Genomic DNA, 20,891 nt, shown 5'->3' on the forward strand with positions numbered 1-20,891 from the left:
ACGCCCTTCCACGGCCCACGGTCCCTCGGAAGGGTGATGCTGCTTCCCCCAGTGGGACATGTTTAGGCCTCTCCGGCGCATGTGGCACGGGTGAAGCCGAGGGGCGGGGCGCATGCCCCCGGCGTCACGCCTGTTCGCCCCCTTCGCTCCCCTTGCGGTGGACCCGGGCCACCCAGTCGGCGGGCTCGGCGATCTCCGCCTTCGTCGGCAGTGTGTTCGGAGAGGTCCAGACGCGGTTGAAGCCGTCCATCCCGACCTGGCCGACGACGGCGCGCACGAAGCGCTCGCCGTCGCGGTACTGGCGCAGCTTGGCATCGAGGCCCAGCAGCTTGCGCAGGGCGGCGTCGAGCCGGCCGGCCCCGCTCGCCCGGCGCTGCTGGAACTTCTCCCGGATCTCGGCGACCGAGGGCACCACCGCGGGTCCGACCCCGTCCATGACGAAGTCGGCGTGGCCCTCCAGCAGCGACATGACGGCGGTGAGCCGGGCGAGCACCTCACGCTGCTCGGGCGTCTGCACGAGCTCGACCAGCGAGTGGCCCTCGTCGCCCCGCTCGGCGTCGGGACGGGCGCCCACGAAGGACTGGGCGGCCTCGCGCAGCCGCTCCAGGACGTTCATCGGGTCCATCTCGGTGGCGCCGAGGAAGGTCTGGATTTCGCCCTCGAGGTGGTCCCGGAGCCACGGGACAGCCGTGAACTGCGTACGGTGCGTCTCCTCATGCAGGCACACCCAGAGCCGGAAGTCGTGCGGGTCCGCCTCCAGCTCCCGCTCGACGTGCACGATGTTCGGGGCGACGAGCAGCAGCCGGCCGCCGCCCGCGGCCGAGCCCGGCAGGTCGAGCGCGGCCGGCGCGAAGGTCTCGTACTGGCCGAGCACCCGGGAGGCCAGGAAGCTGAGCAGCATGCCGAGCTCGACGCCGGTGACCTTGCCGCCGACCGCGCCGAGCACGGCGCCGGCGGGGGCGCTGCCGCGCCGTTCCTGCATCTTGCCGAGCAGCGGGCCCAGGAGTTCGCGGAATCCGGCCACATTGGCCCTGACCCAGCCGGCCCGGTCGACGACGAGGACGGGCGTGTCGTGGACGGCCGCCCCCTCGGGCATCATCCGGGTGAACTCGCGCACGTGCCGTTCCGAGGTCTTGGCGTGCCTGCGCAGCTCCGCCACCACGGCCCGGGCCTCGTCGCGGCTGACCTCCGGACCCGGCCGGACCAGCCGGGTCGCGGTCGCCACCGCGAGGTTCCAGTCGACCATCTCCGCACCACCGATGCTCGTCATGCGTCAACCGTACGTGGACCAGCGCCACCGCGGATCCCCTTGGGGGCGGTATCCCCTCAGGGGGTACGGGCGACGGCGGCCGCCAGCTTGTCCAGCGCCTTCTCGGCGCCCTCCCGGCCCGGGGTGTTCGCGGCCAGGAATGCGAACGCCAGGAGCCGCCCGGAGGGGTCCACGACGGTTCCCGCGAGGGAGTTCACACCGCCCAGGGTGCCCGTTTTGGCCCGGATCAGGCCGGCCGCCGGGGAACTGCCGGCGTTGCGGCCGCGCAGGGTGCCGGTGAATCCGGCGACGGGCAGTCCGGTGAGGACGGGCCGCAGCTCGGGCCGCTGCGGGTCGGCGGCCTTCGCGAGGAGCGCGGTCAGCAGGCCGGTGCTGATCCTGTCGGCGCGGTTGAGGCCGCTGCCGTCGGCGAAGCGGGTGCCGGCGACGTCCACGCCCAGCCCGGCGAGCTTGGCGGAGACGGCCTTCTCGATGCCCTCGAAGCTCCCGGGCTGCCCGGAGGCAAGGGCGGTCTGCCGGGCGAGGGCCTCGGCGATGTCGTTGTCGCTGAAGGTCAGCATCCGCTCGATCAGCCCGCCGAGCGGGGTGGAGAGCGTGGTGGCCAGCGGTTCGGCGTCGGCGGCGGCCTTGGCCTTGGCGGGCGCGCCGGTGACCTTGATGCCGCGTTCCTTGAGCAGGGCGGCGAAGGCCCGGGCGGTCTCCAGGGAGGGGTCCTCGACCCGCTCGACGGGGCCCGAGCTGGAATTGTCGGGGCGGCCCTCGTCGGCCGTCAGGGCGGTGACCGGCGCGAGGTTGGGGTTGCCGCCGATCGGGTGGCGGGCCGGGCCGGTGTAGAGGGAGTCGTCGTAGCCGAGGTCCACGCTCTCGATGCCGGCCGCCTTGAGGGCCTGGGCGGTGTCGGCGGCCAGGGCGACGAGGCTGCCGCCGGATCCGGCCGGCGGCTTCTTCTTCGCGGTGAGCGAGGGGTCGCCGCCCCCGACCAGGATGATCTGCCCGGGCGCGGCGCCGGGGGTCACGGTCGTGCGGAAGCGGTGCTCGGGGCCGAGGGCGGCCAGGGCCGCGGCGGCGGTGGCGATCTTGATCGTGGAGGCGGGGGTCATCGCCTCGCGCGGCTTCGACTCGAACAGCACCCGGCCGGTGGCGGTGTCGATGACCGAGGCTGCACGGGTACTTCCGAGCGCGGGGTCGGCGAGCAGCGGCCGCAGCGCCTCGGCGAGCCCGTCGGAGCCGGCCGGGGCCTGCTTCCCGGCGCCGCCGGGCGCGTCCCCGGACCGCGCCGACAGCCCCGACAGCCCCGACAGCACCCCGGGGGCGCTGGGAGCGGCCTGCGGCAGGCCTACGGGGCGCCCTCCGGGGCCGTCCGCGCCGTGATCTGCGCCACCCGTAAGGCTCCAGGAGGCGGCCCTGTCCCGCTCGGCCTTACGCTGGCCGGAGTCCCATGGACCGGAGGCGGCCACCGTCGCCACCGACAGGGCGAGGCCGGCCACGGCCGACCCCGCGATGAGCTGCCACGTCTTGACCAATGGCACCTCGGACCAGCCCCTTTCGCGATCACACATATGCGTGAGGGACACTTAACCACTGCGTCTTGCCGCGAGCATGGCACCCCACCCGGCAGGGCTGGGCCGGACGCGCTATCACTCGAAGCCAGCTGATGCTGATCATGGAGGAGCAGGACGTGGAGTTCGACGTCACCATCGAGATCCCCAAGGGTTCGCGGAACAAGTACGAGGTGGACCACGAGACCGGCCGGATCCGCCTGGACCGTCGCCTGTTCACCTCCACCAGTTACCCGGCGGACTACGGCTTCGTCGAGAACACCCTGGGTGAGGACGGCGACCCGCTGGACGCGCTGGTCATCCTGGACGAGCCGACGTTCCCGGGCTGCCTGATCAAGTGCCGCGCGATCGGCATGTTCCGCATGACGGACGAGGCGGGCGGCGACGACAAGCTGCTGTGCGTTCCGGCGTCCGACCCGCGCGTGGAGCACCTGCGCGACATCCACCACGTGTCGGAGTTCGACCGCCTGGAGATCCAGCACTTCTTCGAGGTCTACAAGGACCTGGAGCCGGGCAAGTCGGTCGAGGGCGCGAACTGGGTCGGCCGCGCCGAGGCCGAGGCCGAGATCGAGGCCTCGTACAAGCGCCTGGAGGCCCAGGGCGGCCACCACTGACGCTGCGCCGGCAGCACGGGTCGACGGGGTTTCCCCGGGCCCCAGTGACACCGCGGGCGGTACTCCCTTTGCGGGGGTGCCGCCCGCCGTCGTTCCGGGCGCGCCGGGTCCTGGGGCTCCGCCCCGGGACCCCGCGCCTCAAGCGCCGGCGAGGCTGGATCAGCCCCGCCACCCAGCACACCCCGGCGGGCGCCGCGGCGGGCCACCGGCCGGGAGCGGGCCCGGGCAGGGGCCTGGGGCGGAGCCCCGGGGAACGGTGGAAGGGCGGGTAGGGAACAGCCTCGCAGGGCAAGCGCCTCCCAGACCGGAAGCCACTCCCCTTCGCCGGGGACGAAACGGTTCCGCATACTGATACCCGGGCTGGCCAGGACTGGAGGACGTGTGGCGGAGGCCGAAGGATCCGGGTCCGAGGACCGGAAGCCGAAGTCGGACGAGGCGCACAGCGCCTTCACCGCTCCGCCCGGGATGGCACCCGAGGTCCCGGAGGAGGACCAGCCCACATCGGAGTTCTCCGTCCCGGAAGGCCTCGCGGCGCACCCCGCCGAGCCGGAGGGGTCCGCGTTCGCCACCCCGCACACCTACAGCGCCCAGCACTCCCCGTCCGCGTACACCCCCGGTCAGGGCTTCCCCGTCGCCCGGATGAGCCAGTCCCCCTGGCAGGACCGGATGCGCACCATGCTGCGCATGCCGGTCGACGTACGGCCCGGACCCGAACCGGTGCAGCGCCTGACCGAGGCCGGGCCCGCCGTGGGCCGCGTACTCGACCTCACCCTCCGCATCGGCGAACTGCTGCTCGCGGGCGGCGAGGGGGCCGAGGACGTGGAGGCCGCCATGTTCGCGGTGGCCCGCTCCTACGGGCTGGACCGCTGCGAGCCCACCGTCACCTTCACCATGCTGTCCATCACCCACCAGCCCTCCCTGGTGGACGACCCGGTCTCGGCGAACCGGACCGTGCGGCGCCGCGGCACCGACTACAACCGGCTCGCCGCGGTGTTCCGGCTGGTGGACGACATCAGCGCGCCCGAGATCGACATCTCGCTGGAGGAGGCCTACCGCCGCCTCGCCGAGATCCGCCGCAACCGGCACCCGTACCCCGGATGGATGCTGACCACCGCCGCCGGGCTGCTCGCCGGGGCCGCCTCCACCCTGGTCGGCGGCGGGGTCCTCGTCTTCTTCGCCGCCGCGATCGGGGCGATCCTCGGCGACCGGCTGGCCTGGCTGTGCGCGGGCCGCGGACTGCCGGAGTTCTACCAGTTCGTGGTCGCCGCGATGCCGCCCGCCGCGATCGGGGTGGCCCTGAAGCTGGCCGAGATCGACGTCAAAGCCTCCGCCGTGATCACCGGCGGGCTGTTCGCCCTGCTGCCCGGGCGGGCCCTGGTCGCGGCCGTCCAGGACGGCCTGACCGGCTTCTACATCACCGCTTCCGCCCGGCTGCTGGAGGTGATGTACCTCTTCATCGGCATCATCATGGGCGTGCTGGTCGTGCTCTACATCGGGCTCCAGCTGGGCGCCTCGCCCAACCCGGACGAGGTCCTGCTGATCACCCAGCGGCCGCTGATCCAGATCGCGGCCTCGATGGTGCTGGTCTTCACCTTCGCCGTCCTGCTCCAGCAGGAGCGCTCCACCGTGCTGATCGTGACGCTGAACGGCGCGGTCGCCTGGGTGACGTTCGGGGCCCTGCACTACGCGGGCGGCATCCCCCCGGTGCCGTCCACCGCCATCGCGGCCGGGCTGGTGGGCCTCTTCGGACAGCTCTTCTCCCGCTACCGCTTCGCCTCCGCCCTGCCGTACACGACGGCGGCCATCGGCCCCCTGCTGCCGGGCTCGGCGACGTACTACGGGCTGCTCCTGATCGCCGAGAACCGGCTGAACGAGGGCGTGGGCTCGCTGGTGAACGCCGCGGCCATCGCGCTGGCCATCGCCATCGGGGTCAACCTGGGGTCGGAGACCTCCCGGCTGTTCATGCGGATCCCGGGAGCCGCGAGCGCCGCCACCCGCCGTGCGGCGAAGCGGACCCGCGGCTTCTGACCTCCGGCGCGCGTCAGCGCTTGGCGTGGCGGCCGCGCTGGCCCGGGGCCTGCGGGTCGGCGGGACCCCCGGCGGGAGCCGCCGCGGCGGCCGCCTTGGACTCCTTGCGGGCCTTCATCACCTCGAAGGCCACCGGGATCAGCGAGAGGGCGACGATCAGGACGAGGATCATCTCGACGTTGGTCTTGATGAACTCGATCTGCCCGAGCCAGTAGCCGGCGACGGTCAGCCCCGCGCCCCACGCGACACCGCCGATGATGTTGTACGTCAGGAAGGTGCGGTACTTCATCGAGCCGGCGCCCGCGACCATCGGCGCGAACGTGCGGATGATGGGCACGAAACGGGCGAGCACGATGGCCTTCGGGCCGTGCAGGTCCATGAACTCGTGCGCCTTGTCCAGGTTCTCCCGCTTGAAGAGCTTGGACTTGGGCCGGTTGAAGATCTTCGGGCCGAAGAACTTGCCGATCATGTAGCCGACCTGGTCACCGATGATCGCGGCGGCCGCGATCAGGGTGCAGACCAGCCACAGCGGCTGCTCGATGTACTCGCCGTTCGCGACCAGCAGGCCCGCCGTGAAGAGGAGGGAGTCGCCGGGGAGGAAGGCGAAGAGCCCCGACTCGGCGAAGACGATGGCCAGGATGCCGATCAGGCCGTAATGCGAGATCAGGTAGTCCGGGGACAGCCACTCAGGGGCGAGCGCAAGCGTGTACACGAGTTCCGGGCTCTCCTGGATCGGGGGGTATCAGCGATGCCGGCGGACAAGACAGTGGTCTCAATTATCAACGCACACGGCCCCCACCCGGTTCCAGGTACCGAAGGGGGCCGCGAGGGGACTCTGGGGCTATCCGTGATTACACCCCGACTACACGCTGACTACACCCCGACTACACCTTGCGTACCGCGTTCGCCGTGATCGCGTCCCGCAGGAACTGCGCCAGGCCGGGCCGCACGGCGTCGTAGTGGGCCGTGAACCGCTCGTCCGCGACGTACATCTCACCGAGACAGGTGTGCATCTCGTACGAGCAGTCGTAGTGGTTCCGGCTGATCTGGCCGCGGTGCTCCTCGGCCAGGTCCATGGCCTCCTCGGAGTCCGCGGCCGCGCCGGATTCCATCAGCGCGGCGAGCCGGCCGTTGAGGTCCTCGGCCTGGTCCTGGATGCGCTTCCAGTCGTCCTTCGTGTACGTGGCCGCCCGCCGCGCCGACTCCTTGTACGCGTCGGTGCCGCCCCAGCGCTGCTCCGCCTCCTCGGCGTAGTCGTCCGGGTCGAAGTCCCCGAAGACCTCGAACTTCTCCTCGGGCGTGAGATTGATGCCCATCTGCTTCGCCTCCATGGCGTGCTCAACGGCCTTGGCCATCTGCTGGAGCCGGGCGATCCGGTCGGACAGCAGGGCATGCTGCCGGCGCAGATGCTCCCTTGGATCCGAATCCGGGTCGTCCAGCAGGACCGCGACCTCGTCGAGCGGGAAGCCGAGCTCCCGGTAGAACAGGATCTGCTGAAGCCTGTCCAGGTCGGCGTCGTCGTACCGCCGGTGACCTGCGTGGCTGCGGCCGCTCGGGGAGAGCAGCCCGATCTCGTCGTAGTGGTGCAGCGTGCGCACCGTGACTCCGGCGAAACCGGCGACCTGGCCCACGGAGTAGCTCATCGTTCCCGCTCCTCTGGTTGGGTACGCCCTTCACTGTGGTCCCTCACGTGGCGTGAGGTGCAAGTCCGGCCCGGCGGGCCGGCCCGCGTTCCAGATCTTGCGGGTTACCCCGCGTTCCAGGTCTCGCCCTTCTCCAGCGCCACCAGCTCGAACGCCGTCTTCCCGTCCAGGGACTCGCGCACGATGTCCGCGTGGCCCGCGTGCCGGGCGTGCTCCTCGACCAGGTGCATCAGCAGCCAGCGCATCGAGACCTTGCCCTCCTTCGGGAACCAGGGGGCCTCGGGCAGCGGGAAGGTGTCGTCCATGCTCGGCACGGAGCGGATGAACTCCTCCAGCTCGGCCACGACGCCGTCCCAGAAGGCCAGGATCCCGGGGACGGTCTCGTCCTCGACCAGGCGGAAGCTGTCGCCCCAGGTCTCCCGGGTGCGCTGCTTCTCGTTCACCCGCTGCTGCGCCAGCCGCAGCCAGCCCAGTTCCGTCTCCGCGACGTGCTTGAGCAGCCCCGACAGGGACAGCCCGCTCGCGCTCGGGCGGCTCGCGGCCTGCTCCTCGGTCAGGCCGAGCACCGACCGGCGCAGGGCGCCGCGCTGGGCCTCGGCGAAGTTCAGGAGCGCGCCGCGCTCGTCGCCGTAGGACTCCGCGGGAACGTGAGTGACCATGCTGACCAACCGCCTTCGTGAGTGCCCCTCGTGCTGACAGTAACCACACTACGAAGGCTTGCGGTCAGCTTCTGTCCTCAATCCCCGGGCTACTGGCCCCCGTCCGGGCGGGCCGGCGGGAGCTCGGTGCGCGGCTTCGGGAGCAGCGCCTTGGACAGGTCCTGCTTGCCCTTGTCGTCCAGCCCGTACATCGCCTCGTAGATGTTGCGGACCGCCGGTCCGGAGGCGCCGGAGCCGGTGCCGCCCTGGGAGATCGTCATGACGATCGCGTAGTCCTCGGTGTAGGAGGCGAACCACGAGGTGGTCTGCTTGCCGTGGACCTCGGCCGTGCCGGTCTTGGCGTGCATCGGGATCTGCTTCTGCGGCCAGCCGCCGAAGCGCCAGGCGGCGCTGCCGGTGGTGGCGACCGACGCGAGGGCGCCGTCGATGTCGTCGCGCGTCTTCGCGTCCATCGGCAGCTTGGCCTGCACCTTCGGCACGATCTCCTTGACCGAGGTGCCGTCGGCGCTGACGACGGCCTTGCCGATGCTGGGCTGGTGGAGGGTGCCGCCGTTGGCGATGGCCGCGTAGATGGACGCCATCTGGATCGGGGTGACGAGGGTGTCGCCCTGCCCGATCGAGTAGTTGATGGCGTCGCCCTCACGCATCTGGTTGCCCTGGCGGCAGTTCTCGTAGGCGATCTTCTCCGCGAACGAGCCGTCCTTCTTGCCGTCCCGGCACCAGGCGGCCTTGTTCGCCTCGAAGAAGTCCTTCTTCCACTGGCGGTCGGGGACCCGTCCCGGGACCTCGTTCGGCAGGTCGATGCCGGTGCGCTTGCCCAGGCCGAACTGGTGGGCGGTCTTGAAGAACCAGTCGTTGGGGTTCTTCCGGGGGTTGATCCCGCCGTCCTTCTTCCACTCCTGGTCGGCGAGGGCGTAGTAGACCGTGTCGCAGGAGACTTCGAGGGCCCGGCCGATGGAGATGTTGCCGTAGCCGTGCGACTCGAAGTTCGTGAAGCGCTGGCTGCCGACGGAGTACGAGCTGGGGCAGGGGTAGCTGCCGTTGAACGGGTATCCGGCGTTGACCACGGCGGTGGACGAGATGACCTTGAAGATGGAGCCCGGTGCCGCCTGGGCCTGGATCGCCCGGTTCAGCAGCGGGAAATTGGAGCCCTTGCCGGTCAGCGCCGCGTAGTCCTTGGCGGAGATGCCGCCCACCCAGGCGTTCGGGTCGTAGGTGGGGTTCGAGGCCATCGCGACGACGCGGCCGGTCTTGGTCTCCATGACCACGACGGCGCCCGAGTCCGCCTCGTACTTGCGGTGGGTGTTCTCGTCGTACTGCTTGCGGGCCTCGACCATCGCGCTGTTCAGCTCGCGCTCGGCGACCGCCTGCACCCGCGCGTCGATCGACGTCACGATGTTCGAGCCGGGCTGGGGCTTGTCGCTCTCGGTCTGGCCGATGACACGTCCGAGGTTGTCCACCTCGTACCGCGTGATGCCCGCCTTGCCGCGCAGCTCCTTGTCGTACGTGCGCTCCAGGCCCGAGCGGCCCACCTGGTCGGACCGCAGGTACGGGGAGTCGGTCTTCTTCGCCTTGGTGATCTCCTCGTCGGTGACCGGCGAGAGGTAGCCGAGCACCTGGGAGGTGTTGGCCTGCTCGGGGGCCGGGTAGCGGCGCAGGGCGGTCGGCTCGGCGGTGATGCCGGGGAACTCCTCGGCGTGTTCCCTTATCTCCAGCACCTGGTCCGTGGTCGCCTCGTCGGTGACCGGGATCGGCTGGTACGGGGAGCCGTTCCAGCAGGGCTTGGGCGTCTTGGCGTCGCAGAGGCGGACGCTGTCGACCACGTCCTCCGCGTCCAGGTCCAGGACGCCCGCGAGGCGGGTGAGCACGTCCTTGCCCCGGTCCTTCATCTTCGTCAGCTCGGTACGGCTGGCGGAGACGACCATGCGGGTCTCGATGTCGGCGAGCGGAACACCCCGGTCGTCGAGGATGGAGCCGCGCACGGCGGGCTGGACGACCTGCTGGACGTGGTTGTTCTTGGCCTCGTCGGTGTACTCCTGGCCATTGCGTATCTGGAGGTACCAGAGGCGCCCGCCGAGGGTGAGCAGCAGCGAGAAGACGACCACCTGGATGACGACGAGCCGGTTCTGGACCCGAGGGGTCCGCCCGGTCTCCGGAATGTTGGTCAACTCAGGTCTCCCCCGGGCGCGCACCACCTGCCACTTGCCCGCCCGAGTGTAGAACGGCCCGGGTTCGGAATGGGAAGTCAGACCGGGAAGTGCCCGGAACGGGGAGTGCGCGAGAAGGGGAAGCCGGTCAGAACCGCGCGGTGCGTCAGAAGGCATGCGCGTCAGAACCGCACGGTGCGTCAGCACGCGAAGCCCGTCAGAACGGGAAGCGCGTCAGACCGGGAAGCCCGTCAGAACGGGAAGTGCGTCCGGCCGTGCTGGACCGAGATCCACTTCTGGGTGGTGAAGGCCTCCACGGTCGCCTCGCCGTTCAGCCGGCCCAGCCCCGACGCCTTCTCCCCGCCGAACGCCGCCAGCGGCTCGTCGCCGATGGTGGAGTCGTTGACGTGGATCATCCCCGTCTCGATCCGCTGCGCGAAGCGCACCCCGCGCTCCACGTCCCGCGTGTGCACCGCGCCGCTCAGCCCGTACGGGGTGGCGTTGGTCAGCCGGACGGCCTCGTCCTCGCCGTCGAAGACCACCAGCAGCGCCACCGGGCCGAAGATCTCCTGGCCCAGCAGCGGGGAGTCCTCGGGAAGGCCGGCCAGCACGGTCGGCTCCACCAGGTTGCCGCGCGTAGAGCCCCGTACCAGCGCCTGCGCGCCCGCCTCCACGGCGCGGTCCACCAGCGCGGTCAGGGCGTCGGCCTGGAAGGAGTTGATCAGCGGGCCGATCTGGGTGTCGTCCTCGCGCGGGTCGCCGGTCTTCAGGCCCCGCACCCGCGCGGTGAACTTCTCGGTGAACTCCTCCGCGACCGAGGCGTCGACCAGGATCCGGTTGGCGGCCATGCAGACCTGGCCCTGGTACACGAAGCGGCTGAAGACGGCCGCGTCCACCGCGTAGTCGAGGTCCGCGTCGTCGAGGACGACCAGGGCGCTGTTGCCGCTGAGCTCCAGGACCGTCCGCTTGAAGTGCCGGGCGGCGACCGCCCCGACGTGCCGGCCGACCCGGTCGGAGCCGGCGAATGAGATGACCTTCGGCACGGGGTGGGTGAGGAGCGCGTCGCCTATCTCGGCGATGTCGGTGACCAGGACGTTGAGCAGCCCGGCCGGCAGCCCGGCGTCCTCGAAGATCTTGGCGATGAGCCCGCCGCCGACCACCGGCGCGTTCTGGTTCGGCTTGATCACGACCGCGTTGCCGAGGGCGAGCGCGGGGGCGACGGACTTCAGGGTGACCAGGAACGGGAAGTTGAACGGGCTGATCACGGCGACGACGCCGACCGGGAGGCGCTGGACCCGGTTCTCCTTGCCCTCGACCGGCGAGGGCAGGATCCGGCCCTCGGGTCGGACGGCCAGCTGCATCGCCTCGCGGATGAATTCCTTCGCGAGGTGGACCTCGTACTCGGCCTTGGGGCGGGTCCCGCCGAGCTCGTCGATCATCGCCTCGACGATCTCCTTCTCGCGCTCCTCGGTGATGCGCAGGGCGCGTTCCAGGACCGCACGTCTGGTGTACGGGCTGGTCGCGGCCCAGTCCTTCTGCGCGCGCTCGGCGCCGCGGTAGGCCTGGTCCACCTGCTCGACGGTGGCCACGGTGATGGCCGCGAGCTTCTCCCCGTTGTACGGGTTGACGTCGATGATGTCCCAGGAACCGGTACCGGCCAGCCATTCGCCGTCGATGTACTGGTGAGCCACGTCGTCGAATATGGACATGCCATCCCTTACTGCGAGCGCGCACCCGTGCGCTGCACCGGAGACCGATCGGTCGTCATGCACTGATCAGACGTCATACTACGTGCGAATCAAGACAGTTGGAGGAGCCCGCGAAGGAGATCCCGGGTCCGGTCGGGATCGGGGCAGTCGGCCTGGAGCCGCTCCATCGCCCGGCCGTACTGCGTCACTTCCTCTTCTTTGTCCAGGTAGAGGGCACTGGTGAGCTGTTCCAGATAGACGATGTCCTGGAGGTCCGACTCGGGGAAGCGCAGCAGGGTGAAGGCTCCGCTCTCGCCCGCGTGGCCGCCGAAGGAGAACGGCATCACCTGGAGCTGGACGTTGGGCCGCTGGGACACCTCGATGAGGTGCTCCAACTGCCCGCGCATGACGTCCCGGTCGCCGTACGGGCGGCGCAGGGCGGCCTCGTCGAGGACGGCGTGGAAGACCGGGGCACTCTCGGAGACGAGGACCTTCTGCCGCTCCAGGCGCAGCGCGACGCGGCGGTCGATCTCAGCCGCGGTGGCGTCGGGCATGCCGCGCCTGACGACCGCCTGGGCGTAGGCCTCGGTCTGCAACAGGCCGTGGATGAACTGGACTTCGTAAATGCGGATGAGGGAAGCGGCGCCTTCGAGGCCGACGTACGTCTGGAACCACCCGGGCAGCACGTCGCCGTAACTGTGCCACCAGCCCGCCGCGTTGGCCTCGCGGACCAGCCCCAGGAGGGACTCCCGCTCGGCGCCGTCGGTGACTCCGTAGAGCGTGAGGAGGTCCTCCACGTCTCGGGCCTTGAAGCTCACCCTTCCCAACTCCAAGCGGCTGATCTTCGATTCGGATGCGCGGATCGAGTAGCCGGCCGCCTCACGGGTGATGCCGCGGGATTCTCGGAGTCGCCTGAGCTGCGAGCCCAGGAGGATGCGGCGCACCACAGAACCGCTGGCTTCTGCGGTCACTTGTCCTGCCCTCCCCATCGCAATGTGTGCGCGTGGTCTGCGCATGGCGTGCGTCGCCGGGGCCCCCGCACCCCAGGGGCCGCAGTCTGCCACCAAAACGCATCGGCCCGTACTCGTTCTGTAACGGAATCCCGGCTCCGGGAAAAGAAGTCCGTAAGGATGCGTAGGAAGAAATGAGCAAGAACCGTCACGGGAGTGGACAGGTCCGGCGCATGCACGTGCATCTGCCCTTGCATCTGACTTCCGCATTCGGAACGATGGTCCCCGCGCACCTGCGTGCTCCTCGCGCCGGCGCCGGACCCACCCCGCAGTTCTTTCTGGGCAGAGCCGCCGCTCGGCCCGCGAATCCCGGGAGTGCCTCGCATGGGGACGAATGGATCGACCATGCTCGAGCCGTTACGGCAGGGGCTTCCTCCGGTTGACCCCACGGCTGTCTCCGGGTCCGCCTCCTGCGCTCTGCCCGCCCACTACGAGGCGGTGCGGGGCGCCCGTTCGTTCACCCGGTCCACGCTGGCCCAGTGGGGTCTCGACGACCGCTTCGACGACGTGTCCCTGGTCGTCTCCGAACTCGTCACCAACGCGCTGCGCCACGCCCTTCCGGACGATGCGCGGTCTACGGTGGCCACCGAGCCGGAGGCGCCGGTGAGGCTGCACCTGATGCGGTGGAGCACCCGGCTGGTGTGCGCGGTGCGGGACCCCAGCGAGGACCGGCCGGGCGGCTCGTTCGCCCCGGAGCGGATGGACGAGAACTGCGACCTGGAGTCCGGGCGCGGGCTGTTCCTGGTGGACTCGTACAGCGACAGCTGGGGCTGGCACCCGCTCGCGGGGCGACTGACCGGCAAAGTGGTCTGGGCGCTGTTCCTGCTCCACGACTGAGGTCCGCGGGCGTCACGGGTACGGCATACGAGACGGCACACGAGACTGCACACGAGCACGGCACACGAGTGCGGCATACGAACAGGGCATATACGACAACTGGCCGGGGTTGATCATTTCGATCAGTCCCGGCCAGTGCACGTGCATGGCGTGATCAGAGCGCTGTTCCTCAGGCGATGAGGTGGTCGAACTCGCCATCCTTGACGCCCAGCAGCAGCGCCTCGATCTCGGCGGGCGTGTACACGAGCGCCGGACCGTCCGGGAAGCGCGAATTGCGCACGGCCACAGAGCCGCCCGGCAGTTTGGCGAACTCCACGCAGGAGCCCTGGGAGTTGCTGTGTCTGCTCTTCTGCCAGGTCAGCCCGAACATAGAGGCGAGTTCTGCAGCTGCCATCCCGTTGTACGCGTGGTCCACAGGAAGCCCCCGATAGTGCAGATGTCAACTGCACCGGATCATAGCTGTGTTCATGAGCGCATGCATGGGCAGATGCACGTGCACGCGCAGTGCTCCCTTGGTCACAGCTCAAGGAAGGGCCTGCCGACGCCCTCCCATGTGCGCCCGGTCGGCGGCCGCCGTGCCGTCCTCCCAGCCCGCGTGGTCGGTCGCGCCGCGCAGCCGGGTCGTGGTGGTGCGGGGGAACATCTCCTCCGCCCGGGAGGTGACCGCGACATCGCGGGCCACCAGGGCGGGCAGGTTGCCGGGGGCCTCCGTCGCGGTGTGCTCGGCGGTCTCGGCGAGCCGCTGGCCGAGCCGGCTGGCGTAGGCGAGCAGGAAGGACTGCCGGAAGGTCTTGGTCCGCTTGCGCCCGCCGGAGCGCTGCGCGGCCTCGGCCCGGGTCATTGCGGCCGTCCCCTGCACGAGCAGCGAGGTGTAGAGCAGCTCCACCGCCTCCAGATCGGTCTCGAAGCCGACCACCGTGGAGAACTCGAAGCCGCTGTTCCACACCGCCCGGCAGCGGTTGGCGGTGGCCACCGCGTCGAGCAGCACCGCCTTGGCCTCCTCGTACGGCGGCTCGACCCCGATCCGGCACGCGCCGGGTATCCGCGTCGGCCCCTTGCCGCTCGCGGCCAGCAGGGCCTCGTCGACGGTGTGCCGGGCCATCAGCTCCTGAGCCTTGGCACTGAGCGCCTCGGCCTCCTCGGGAAAGGTGGTCGCCTCGGCCTTCGCGAGCAGGGCCCGGATCCGGCCCAGCATGCGCGGCTCGATGTGCGCGTGCTCCAGGGCGTCGCCGGCCGGATCACCCGGAACCGGGCCCACCGGTTCGATGGAGGGCAGCCGGATCAGCAGCCGGAACACCTCCAGCACGGCGGTCGCCACGGTGAACCGGTCCGCCTTCTCGCGCCGCGCGAGCTGCTCCGCGTAGGCCTCGTCGCCACCCCACCACACCTCGGCGTCGGTCCACCGCTCCGGCAGCCGGGCGTAGCGCCGCGCCTCCCCGGCGATCAGGTCCCCGGTGATACGGACGTGCCGCTCGCCGAGGTCCCTGCGCACCAGCCGCAGCACATCGGCCGGCTGCCAGCCCCGCTCCCAGGCCTGCCGTACGTACGCCTCCCCGCGCGCGAGCAGCTCCTGCCCTACGCCCGCCCACCGGCCGGGCTCGGCGGCGAGCAGCGAGGCGCCGGTGTCCAGCCCGGTGTCGTCCTGGGCGTAGAGGGAGGCTTCGCATGCGCGGTCGACGATGTCTTTCACCCCTTCAGCTTGGCATGTCGGCCTTCGCGTCCCACTCCCGGCGGGCGGCGTCGATCAGCGGGCGATGGACGAGCGACCATTCCGCGAGGCCCTTCACGAGGCGGGTGAGGCTGTGGCCGAGCTCGGTCAGCTCGTACTCGACCTGAGGCGGCACGGTGGGGTACACGGTCCGCGTGACCAGCCCGTCGCGCTCCAGGCGGCGGACCGTGAGGGTCAGCATCCGCCGCGAGATCCCCTCCACCGCGCGCTGGAGCTCCTTGAACCGGCGCACGCCGGCGGCCAGCTCGACCACGACGAGGACGGACCACTTGTCCCCGAGCCGGTCGAGGACGTCACGAATCCCGCAGTCGTCGTCGCAGCTGACGACGGGGTCGGTTACCTCCGTGTGCCCTGCTGACATGAAAGTGCCTCCTTACGCGACGTGTACCGGTGCGCACACGATGTCTCTGCCTCCAACCACGACGCGGACGAAGGACTTCCCATGCTCTTGATCACCGGCGCCTCGGGCGCACTCGGCTCGCTGATCGCGGAACGGCTGGCGGGCCGGCCGGACGTACGCACAGGCACCCGCCTCCCGGACCGGAACCAGGACCAGGACCGGCACCAGGACCCTCACCAGGACCGGATCCGGGTCGACTTCGACGTCCCCGAAACCCTGGACTTCACGGGGGTCGACACCCTCCTCCTCATCTCCGCGGGATACGGGGAGGACGACGAGGTCATCGCCCGCCACGACGCGGCGATCTCGGCGGCCGAGCGGGACGGCGTGGGCCACATCGTCTACACCAGCCTCACGGAGGCGGGCGACCATCTGCCGTACGCCCTGCCGCACCGCTGGACGGAACGCCGCCTGCGGAAGTCCCCGGTGGCCTGGACCGTCCTGCGCAACGGCCTGTACGCGGAGCTGATGGCGTGGCTGGCCGCGCCGGGCCCGGACGGGCGGATCACCGCGCCGCTGGGCGAGGGCCGGGTCGCGGCGGTGGCCCGCGAGGACCTGGCGGAGGTCGCCGTCCGCGTCGCCCTGGCCCCGCCTCCCACACCAACCAGGTGTACGAACTGGTCGGGGACCGCCCCCTGTCCGGCGCGGACCTCGCGGAGGCGGCGGGTGCGCGTTACACCCCGACCACCCTGGCCTCCGCCCGCTCGACCCTGTCCACCCCGGACGCGGCGCCGTTCCAGCCGCCCATGCTGGTCGGCACCTACTCGGCCATCGCGGCGGGCTTCCTGGCCACCCCGGACACGGGCACCCTCCGCACCCTCCTGCCCCACCCCCCACGCCCGGCCCTCACGGCCTACGCGGCCGCCCTCCCAGGCCGCCCCTAGGCGGGCCACCGGCGGGCACGAACCCAGCCCCGCCCCAGCCCCGCCGGCGCTTGAGGCGAAGGTGATCCCGCGCAACGGCACGACCCCGTCGGCCCGGGGGGCACAACGGCACGACCCCGCCCGAGGACGCGCAACGGCGCGACCCCGGCCCCGAGAGGGCGCAACGGCGCGACCCCGACGGCCCGGAGAAGCGCAACGGCACGACCCCGGCCCGCAGAGGCGCAACGGCACGACCCCGCCCCAGGGCCGGACCCACCCCCGCACCGCCCGGCCAGGGCACCGGCGCTGTCAGACCCCAGTGGGACACTCGCACCCATGACCGACAGCCCGCCCCGCTGGGCCCTGGCCGAAGACGCCGACGGCTGGTGGCACGCCGCGCCCCTGACCTCGCCGCGGCCCCCCGGCGCGGAGCCGCTCCGGCTGCGGGTCCGGGATCCCGCCGAGGCGGTGAGGGTCGCCCCCGCCGGCACCCGCTGGGTCTGGCGGTCCACCGCTGCGGTGTACCCCCGCCTGCTCACCGCCGGCGTCGCCATCGACCGGTGCTACGACATCGAGAACACCGAACTCCTCCTCCTCCGCCACGAAGGCCGCTTCGGCGAACCCCGCTCCGCCACCGCCGCCTGGGCCCGCCTCAACGGCACCGCCGTCCCCCAAGACCCCAGACCCCGCCCCGCGGAGCCCAAGACCCAGGACTCCCTCTTCGACCCGCAGCCCGCCCCCGTACCCCTGAACGCCCTCATCGCGGTCTACAACGACCAGGCGAAACGCCACGACGCCACCGCCCACCCCGACCGGATGCGCCTCCTCACCGCCGCCGAGTCCGCCGCCTTCCTCGTCGCAACCGAGATGCACCACTGCGGCCTCCCCTGGCGCGCCGACGTACACCGCGCCCTGCTCACCGAGCTGCTCGGCGAGCGCTACGCCGGCGGCGGCGAGCCCCGCCGCCTGGCCGAGCTCGCCGACCGGATCTCCGCCGCGTTCGGGCGCCGCGTACGCCCCGAGCTCCCCGCCGACGTCATCAAGGCCTTCGCCGAGGCCGGGATCAAGCTAAAGTCCACCCGCCGCTGGGAGATCCAGGACGTGGACCACCCCGCCGTGGCGCCCCTCCTCGAATACAAGAAGCTGTACCGGATCTACACCGCCCACGGCTGGTCCTGGCTGGCCGACTGGGTCCACGACGGCCGGTTCCGCCCCGAGTTCATCCCCGGCGGCACCCTCACCGGCCGCTGGGTCACCAACGGCGGCGGCGCCCTGCAGATCCCCAAGGTGATCCGCCGGGCCGTCGTCGCCGACCCCGGCTGGCGGCTCGTCGTCGCCGACGCCGACCAGATGGAGCCCCGCGTACTGGCCGCCATCTCCCGCGACCCCGCCTTCATGGAGGTGGCCGGCCGCCCTGAGGACCTCTACACGGCCATCTCCCGCCAGGGCTTCTCCGGCGACCGGGACATGGCCAAGCTCGCCGTCCTCGGCGCCGTCTACGGCCAGACCTCGGGCGACGGCCTCAAGAACCTGGCCGCGCTGCGCCGCCGCTTCCCCCAGGCCGTGGCCTACGTGGACGACGCCGCCAAGGCAGGCGAGGAGGGCCGCCTCGTCCGCACCTGGCTGGGCCGCACCTGCCCGCCCCCCGTCGACGCCGCCGAGGACGGCGAAGCCGGTATCCCCCAGGACCGGGACGACGGCTGGACCCCGAGCTACGCCTCCACCAACACCCGGGCCCGCGGCCGCTTCACCCGCAACTTCGTCGTCCAGGGCAGCGCCGCCGACTGGGCCCTGCTGCTGCTCGCGGCCCTGCGCCAGGCCCTCGCCGCCGCCGGGATGCGCGCCGAGCTGGTGTTCTTCCAGCACGACGAGGTCATCGTGCACTGCCCGGCGGAGGAGACCGAGGCCGTGGCCGAGGCCATCCGCGCCGCGGGAGCCCGGGCCGGCCGCATCGCCTTCGGCGAGACCCCGGTCCGGTTCCCGTTCACCACGGCGATCGTGGAGTGCTACGCGGACGCCAAATAACGGTGCCGGCAGTGTCGACTCAGCCGAGCCACTTCGGGTCGAGCGCGATCGCCTTGAGCTGCTCCATCGTCAAGATGGGCTTCTCCCGCGTCGCCGGCTTGTTCTGGTTGCCGGTGTTGAAGGCGGAGACGACCACCCGCCTCCCGTCCGGCCGCAGCGTGTCGACGGTCCACCAGACCACGTTCGCGCCACCCTTCTCACCGGGCTTCTGCTCCAGCTTCACCAGGGTGCCGTCGGGCAGTGTGGTGCTCCCGGAGCCGCTCATGTGGCCCTGCAGCAGGTCGCCCATGTTCGCCTGCACGTTGACCTGGATGAGCGACTTGCCCTTTCCGTCGTCCAGCACGGCATAGCCGTAGTCCCCCTCTCCGCCCTTGGTGACGACCGTGTTCCCGGACTTCGGCAGCAGCGACTGCAACACCCCGCTCGCGTCCGGCACCGAGGCCGGCGGGGCCGCGGCCTGCCGTTCCGGCGAGGCGGCCGGCAGATCGTTCAGCGCGGGGTGCCACGTGTCGGAGGTGACCAGGGTCCGCATCTGCGCCAGGGTCAGCGGCGGCGTGGGCCGGGAGACGGGCTTGCCCTTCTCCGCCGGGGCGTTCCACTCGGACGCGTCGACCATGAACCCCTGCGGGGTGACCAGCGTGGCCCGCCAGACCTTGGTCTCCGCGCGCCGGTCCGGGTACTCGTACCCCTGGTACAGCAACAGCTGCGAGCCGTCCGCCAGCTTCTCGGACGTGCAGCTGTCGTAGTCCAGCAGCTCCTTGTCCCCGCACTTGGTCATCTCGCGCGCGTTGCTCCCGTCCGGGTCCACCCGCGACAGGCCGACGCCGACGGCCGCCTTGCCCTTCCCGTCGTCGTACACCCCGGAGACCATCGGGCCGGGCTCGTCGCCCGTGCCGCGCGCCTGCGTCTCGGACAACCGCCCGCCGGGCAGCAGCGCCTTGAGTACGTCGACCAGCTGGGCGGCAGAGACGGCGCCGGTGCCGACGCGGGGGCCCCCGGGCTTCTGCCTGGACCCGCCGACCCCCCCGGACCCCCCTGACTCCCCGGACTTCCCCGACGGCAGGGGCGGCGGCGCGGCGACGTTCACCGAGCCGGAACCTGAGACGCCCGAGCCGCCGGCACCGCCGAACAGCCCACCCGTGTAGGCCCCGGCGGTGCCGATCACGGCCAGCGCGAGCACCGACCCACCGACCACGGCGGCCCGGCGGCGCGCCACCAGCCGCCGTCCGTGCTGCTCGCCGGCCTCCACGAGCGCGGGCCCGTCGGTCGTGAAACCGTCCCCCGTGCGCCGGAGGGCTTCACCGAGCTCATCTTCAAAGGGCATGGGGAACCAAACCTTCCACTGAGTAGTGAGGTGATCGACGTGCGGGGCACCGGGCACCGCGACGAGCGCGACGCGGGGAGGGGGAACCGGAGAGGCGTGCCCGGAGGCACTGAACCTCAGTGCCCCGCGAACTCCGCCAAGCTCCCGCCCAGTTGCTCCCGCAGCCTGGCGAGCGCCCGCGAGGTGCGGGTGCGTACGGCCGCCGAGCTGGCGTTCATCGCATCGGCGGTCTCCTCGACGCTGCGGTCCTCCCAGTACCGCAGCACCAGCACCGCCCGGTCCTTCGGAGCCAGCCTCCCCAGCGCGTCCAGCAGCGTGAGCCGCAGCGCCGGATCGGCGCCGTCGGCCGCCGTCGCGCCCGAGTCGGGGAACTCCCCGACCGGGCGCTCCCCCGTCGACCGGCGGCGCTGGTGCGTGAGGAACGCCCGTACCAGCACCGTCTGCGCGTAGGCCGCCGGATTGTCGATACGGGAGACCCGCCCCCAGAGCAGGTACATCCGCCCCAAGGTCTCCTGCACCAGGTCCTCCGCGAGGTGGGTGTCCCCGCTCGCCAGCAGGCACGCCGACCGGTACAAATGCCCCGACCGGACTGCCGCGAACTCCCGGAACCCGTCTCTGCGACCCTGCCGCATCCGCTCCCCCTCGCGTCCGTCTCACCCCATTGACGCGATGACCGTGCGGAAATGTTTCACCCTGGCTCAGGCCCCGCCCAGCCCGTGGAAGTAGACGTGGAACTCCTCGCGTTCGAAGCCCTCCGACTCGTACAGCCCCTGCGCGATGTGGTTGTCGTACGCCGTCTCCAGCTGCACCCCCGCCACCCCGGCCTCCCCGGCCCGGCGCAGAACCTCGCGCAGCAGCGCCCGCCCCGCGCCGGTGCGGCGGCCGGACGGGGCGACGTACAGGTCGTCCACGATCTCGATTCCCGCACACTGCTCCTCGGACCAGGAGTCGTACTGCTCCGCCGTGATCTGCTCGTGCATCCACGCAGGGGCTGCCATCTCGGCAGTCATGACGCACCTCCTGGACACCATGCGGGCGGGCCGGATCCCGCTGAGTTCAGCGTCCCTGCTCCTCCGGCACGCTGGACCTGCCGGG

General features: G+C 71.4%; 17 protein-coding genes and 3 pseudogenes. 6 read left to right on the forward strand and 14 right to left on the reverse strand.

Translation table 11 applies throughout. From position 1 onward, the window contains the following. Window positions 1-124: 124 nt before the first annotated feature. Both J7I97_RS01190 and dacB read right to left on the reverse strand, forming a co-directional pair. Window positions 125-1,270, reverse strand: coding sequence for a zinc-dependent metalloprotease (locus J7I97_RS01190; protein ID WP_214930430.1), 1,146 nt, complete (start codon window positions 1,268-1,270; stop codon window positions 125-127). A gap of 56 nt (window positions 1,271-1,326) precedes the next feature. After that, the gene (gene dacB, locus J7I97_RS01195; protein ID WP_308369186.1) at window positions 1,327-2,799 is read right to left on the reverse strand and encodes a D-alanyl-D-alanine carboxypeptidase/D-alanyl-D-alanine-endopeptidase; all 1,473 of its coding nucleotides are present in this window, start codon (window positions 2,797-2,799) and stop codon (window positions 1,327-1,329) included. A gap of 149 nt (window positions 2,800-2,948) precedes the next feature. On the opposite strand from dacB, the gene J7I97_RS01200 reads away from it, so the two are divergent. Both J7I97_RS01200 and J7I97_RS01205 read left to right on the forward strand, forming a co-directional pair. Next, window positions 2,949-3,443: an inorganic diphosphatase gene (locus J7I97_RS01200; protein ID WP_030031597.1), complete on the forward strand. Its 495-nt coding sequence runs from the start codon at window positions 2,949-2,951 to the stop codon at window positions 3,441-3,443. Between the two features lie 381 nt (window positions 3,444-3,824). After that, the gene (locus J7I97_RS01205; protein WP_308369187.1) at window positions 3,825-5,471 is read left to right on the forward strand and encodes a threonine/serine exporter family protein; all 1,647 of its coding nucleotides are present in this window, start codon (window positions 3,825-3,827) and stop codon (window positions 5,469-5,471) included. 43 nt (window positions 5,472-5,514) lie between these two features. Here J7I97_RS01205 and J7I97_RS01210 read toward each other — a convergent pair. From J7I97_RS01210 to J7I97_RS01235, 6 genes and pseudogenes are all read right to left on the reverse strand, one after another. After that, window positions 5,515-6,183 (reverse strand): annotated as a pseudogene (locus J7I97_RS01210) (DedA family protein); the annotation flags it as partial. A 172-nt stretch (window positions 6,184-6,355) separates the two neighbouring features. Beyond that, window positions 6,356-7,114, reverse strand: a complete 759-nt coding sequence (locus tag J7I97_RS01215) for a MerR family transcriptional regulator (RefSeq protein WP_214930433.1) — start codon at window positions 7,112-7,114, stop codon at window positions 6,356-6,358. A gap of 104 nt (window positions 7,115-7,218) precedes the next feature. Beyond that, window positions 7,219-7,773, reverse strand: coding sequence for a DinB family protein (locus tag J7I97_RS01220; RefSeq protein WP_214930434.1), 555 nt, complete (start codon window positions 7,771-7,773; stop codon window positions 7,219-7,221). A gap of 98 nt (window positions 7,774-7,871) precedes the next feature. After that, window positions 7,872-9,941 (reverse strand): annotated as a pseudogene (gene mrdA, locus J7I97_RS01225) (penicillin-binding protein 2); the annotation flags it as partial. A 230-nt stretch (window positions 9,942-10,171) separates the two neighbouring features. Then, window positions 10,172-11,629 (reverse strand): aldehyde dehydrogenase family protein, encoded by a 1,458-nt coding sequence (locus J7I97_RS01230; protein ID WP_214930436.1) that lies wholly within the window; start codon window positions 11,627-11,629, stop codon window positions 10,172-10,174. Between the two features lie 89 nt (window positions 11,630-11,718). Next, entirely contained in the window at window positions 11,719-12,597 is an 879-nt protein-coding gene (locus J7I97_RS01235) for a helix-turn-helix transcriptional regulator (RefSeq protein ID WP_214930437.1), read from the reverse strand. A gap of 345 nt (window positions 12,598-12,942) precedes the next feature. Here J7I97_RS01235 and J7I97_RS01240 point away from each other — a divergent pair, with 345 nt between their 5' ends. Beyond that, window positions 12,943-13,455 (forward strand): ATP-binding protein, encoded by a 513-nt coding sequence (locus J7I97_RS01240; protein ID WP_214930438.1) that lies wholly within the window; start codon window positions 12,943-12,945, stop codon window positions 13,453-13,455. Between the two features lie 169 nt (window positions 13,456-13,624). On the opposite strand, the gene J7I97_RS01245 is transcribed toward J7I97_RS01240, so the two are convergent. The 3 genes from J7I97_RS01245 to J7I97_RS01255 all read right to left on the reverse strand — a co-directional run bounded on the left by J7I97_RS01245 (window position 13,625) and on the right by J7I97_RS01255 (window position 15,545). Next, window positions 13,625-13,849, reverse strand: a complete 225-nt coding sequence (locus J7I97_RS01245) for a DUF397 domain-containing protein (protein ID WP_214930439.1) — start codon at window positions 13,847-13,849, stop codon at window positions 13,625-13,627. A gap of 129 nt (window positions 13,850-13,978) precedes the next feature. After that, window positions 13,979-15,145 carry a DUF2786 domain-containing protein gene (locus J7I97_RS01250; RefSeq protein WP_214930440.1) on the reverse strand — a complete coding sequence of 389 codons (1,167 nt, stop codon included), beginning with the start codon at window positions 15,143-15,145 and terminating at the stop codon, window positions 13,979-13,981. Window positions 15,146-15,149: 4 nt separating this feature from the next. Further along, window positions 15,150-15,545 carry a helix-turn-helix domain-containing protein gene (locus J7I97_RS01255; RefSeq protein WP_214930441.1) on the reverse strand — a complete coding sequence of 132 codons (396 nt, stop codon included), beginning with the start codon at window positions 15,543-15,545 and terminating at the stop codon, window positions 15,150-15,152. Between the two features lie 81 nt (window positions 15,546-15,626). Between J7I97_RS01255 and J7I97_RS38025 the strand changes: the two are divergent. The 3 genes and pseudogenes from J7I97_RS38025 to J7I97_RS01265 all read left to right on the forward strand — a co-directional run. Further along, window positions 15,627-16,106, forward strand: a pseudogene (locus J7I97_RS38025) (NAD(P)H-binding protein); the annotation flags it as partial. 86 nt (window positions 16,107-16,192) lie between these two features. Further along, window positions 16,193-16,468 carry a hypothetical protein gene (locus J7I97_RS38030; protein WP_251058378.1) on the forward strand — a complete coding sequence of 92 codons (276 nt, stop codon included), beginning with the start codon at window positions 16,193-16,195 and terminating at the stop codon, window positions 16,466-16,468. A 315-nt stretch (window positions 16,469-16,783) separates the two neighbouring features. Next, entirely contained in the window at window positions 16,784-18,472 is a 1,689-nt protein-coding gene (locus J7I97_RS01265; protein ID WP_214930442.1) for a bifunctional 3'-5' exonuclease/DNA polymerase, read from the forward strand. A 19-nt stretch (window positions 18,473-18,491) separates the two neighbouring features. Here J7I97_RS01265 and J7I97_RS01270 read toward each other — a convergent pair whose 3' ends face one another. From J7I97_RS01270 to J7I97_RS01280, 3 genes are all read right to left on the reverse strand, one after another. Further along, complete coding sequence (locus J7I97_RS01270; RefSeq protein WP_214930443.1) at window positions 18,492-19,796, reverse strand: hypothetical protein; 1,305 nt, start codon at window positions 19,794-19,796, stop codon at window positions 18,492-18,494. Between the two features lie 116 nt (window positions 19,797-19,912). Then, a complete protein-coding gene (locus J7I97_RS01275) occupies window positions 19,913-20,428 on the reverse strand; it encodes a SigE family RNA polymerase sigma factor (RefSeq protein WP_214930444.1) in 516 nt (171 codons plus the stop codon). Between the two features lie 66 nt (window positions 20,429-20,494). After that, window positions 20,495-20,806 carry an N-acetyltransferase gene (locus J7I97_RS01280; RefSeq protein ID WP_285441032.1) on the reverse strand — a complete coding sequence of 104 codons (312 nt, stop codon included), beginning with the start codon at window positions 20,804-20,806 and terminating at the stop codon, window positions 20,495-20,497. Between the last annotated feature and the right edge of the window lie 85 nt (window positions 20,807-20,891).

This window comes from Streptomyces sp. ISL-87 (assembly GCF_018614095.1).
In the GTDB taxonomy this organism is placed as follows: domain Bacteria; phylum Actinomycetota; class Actinomycetes; order Streptomycetales; family Streptomycetaceae; genus Streptomyces.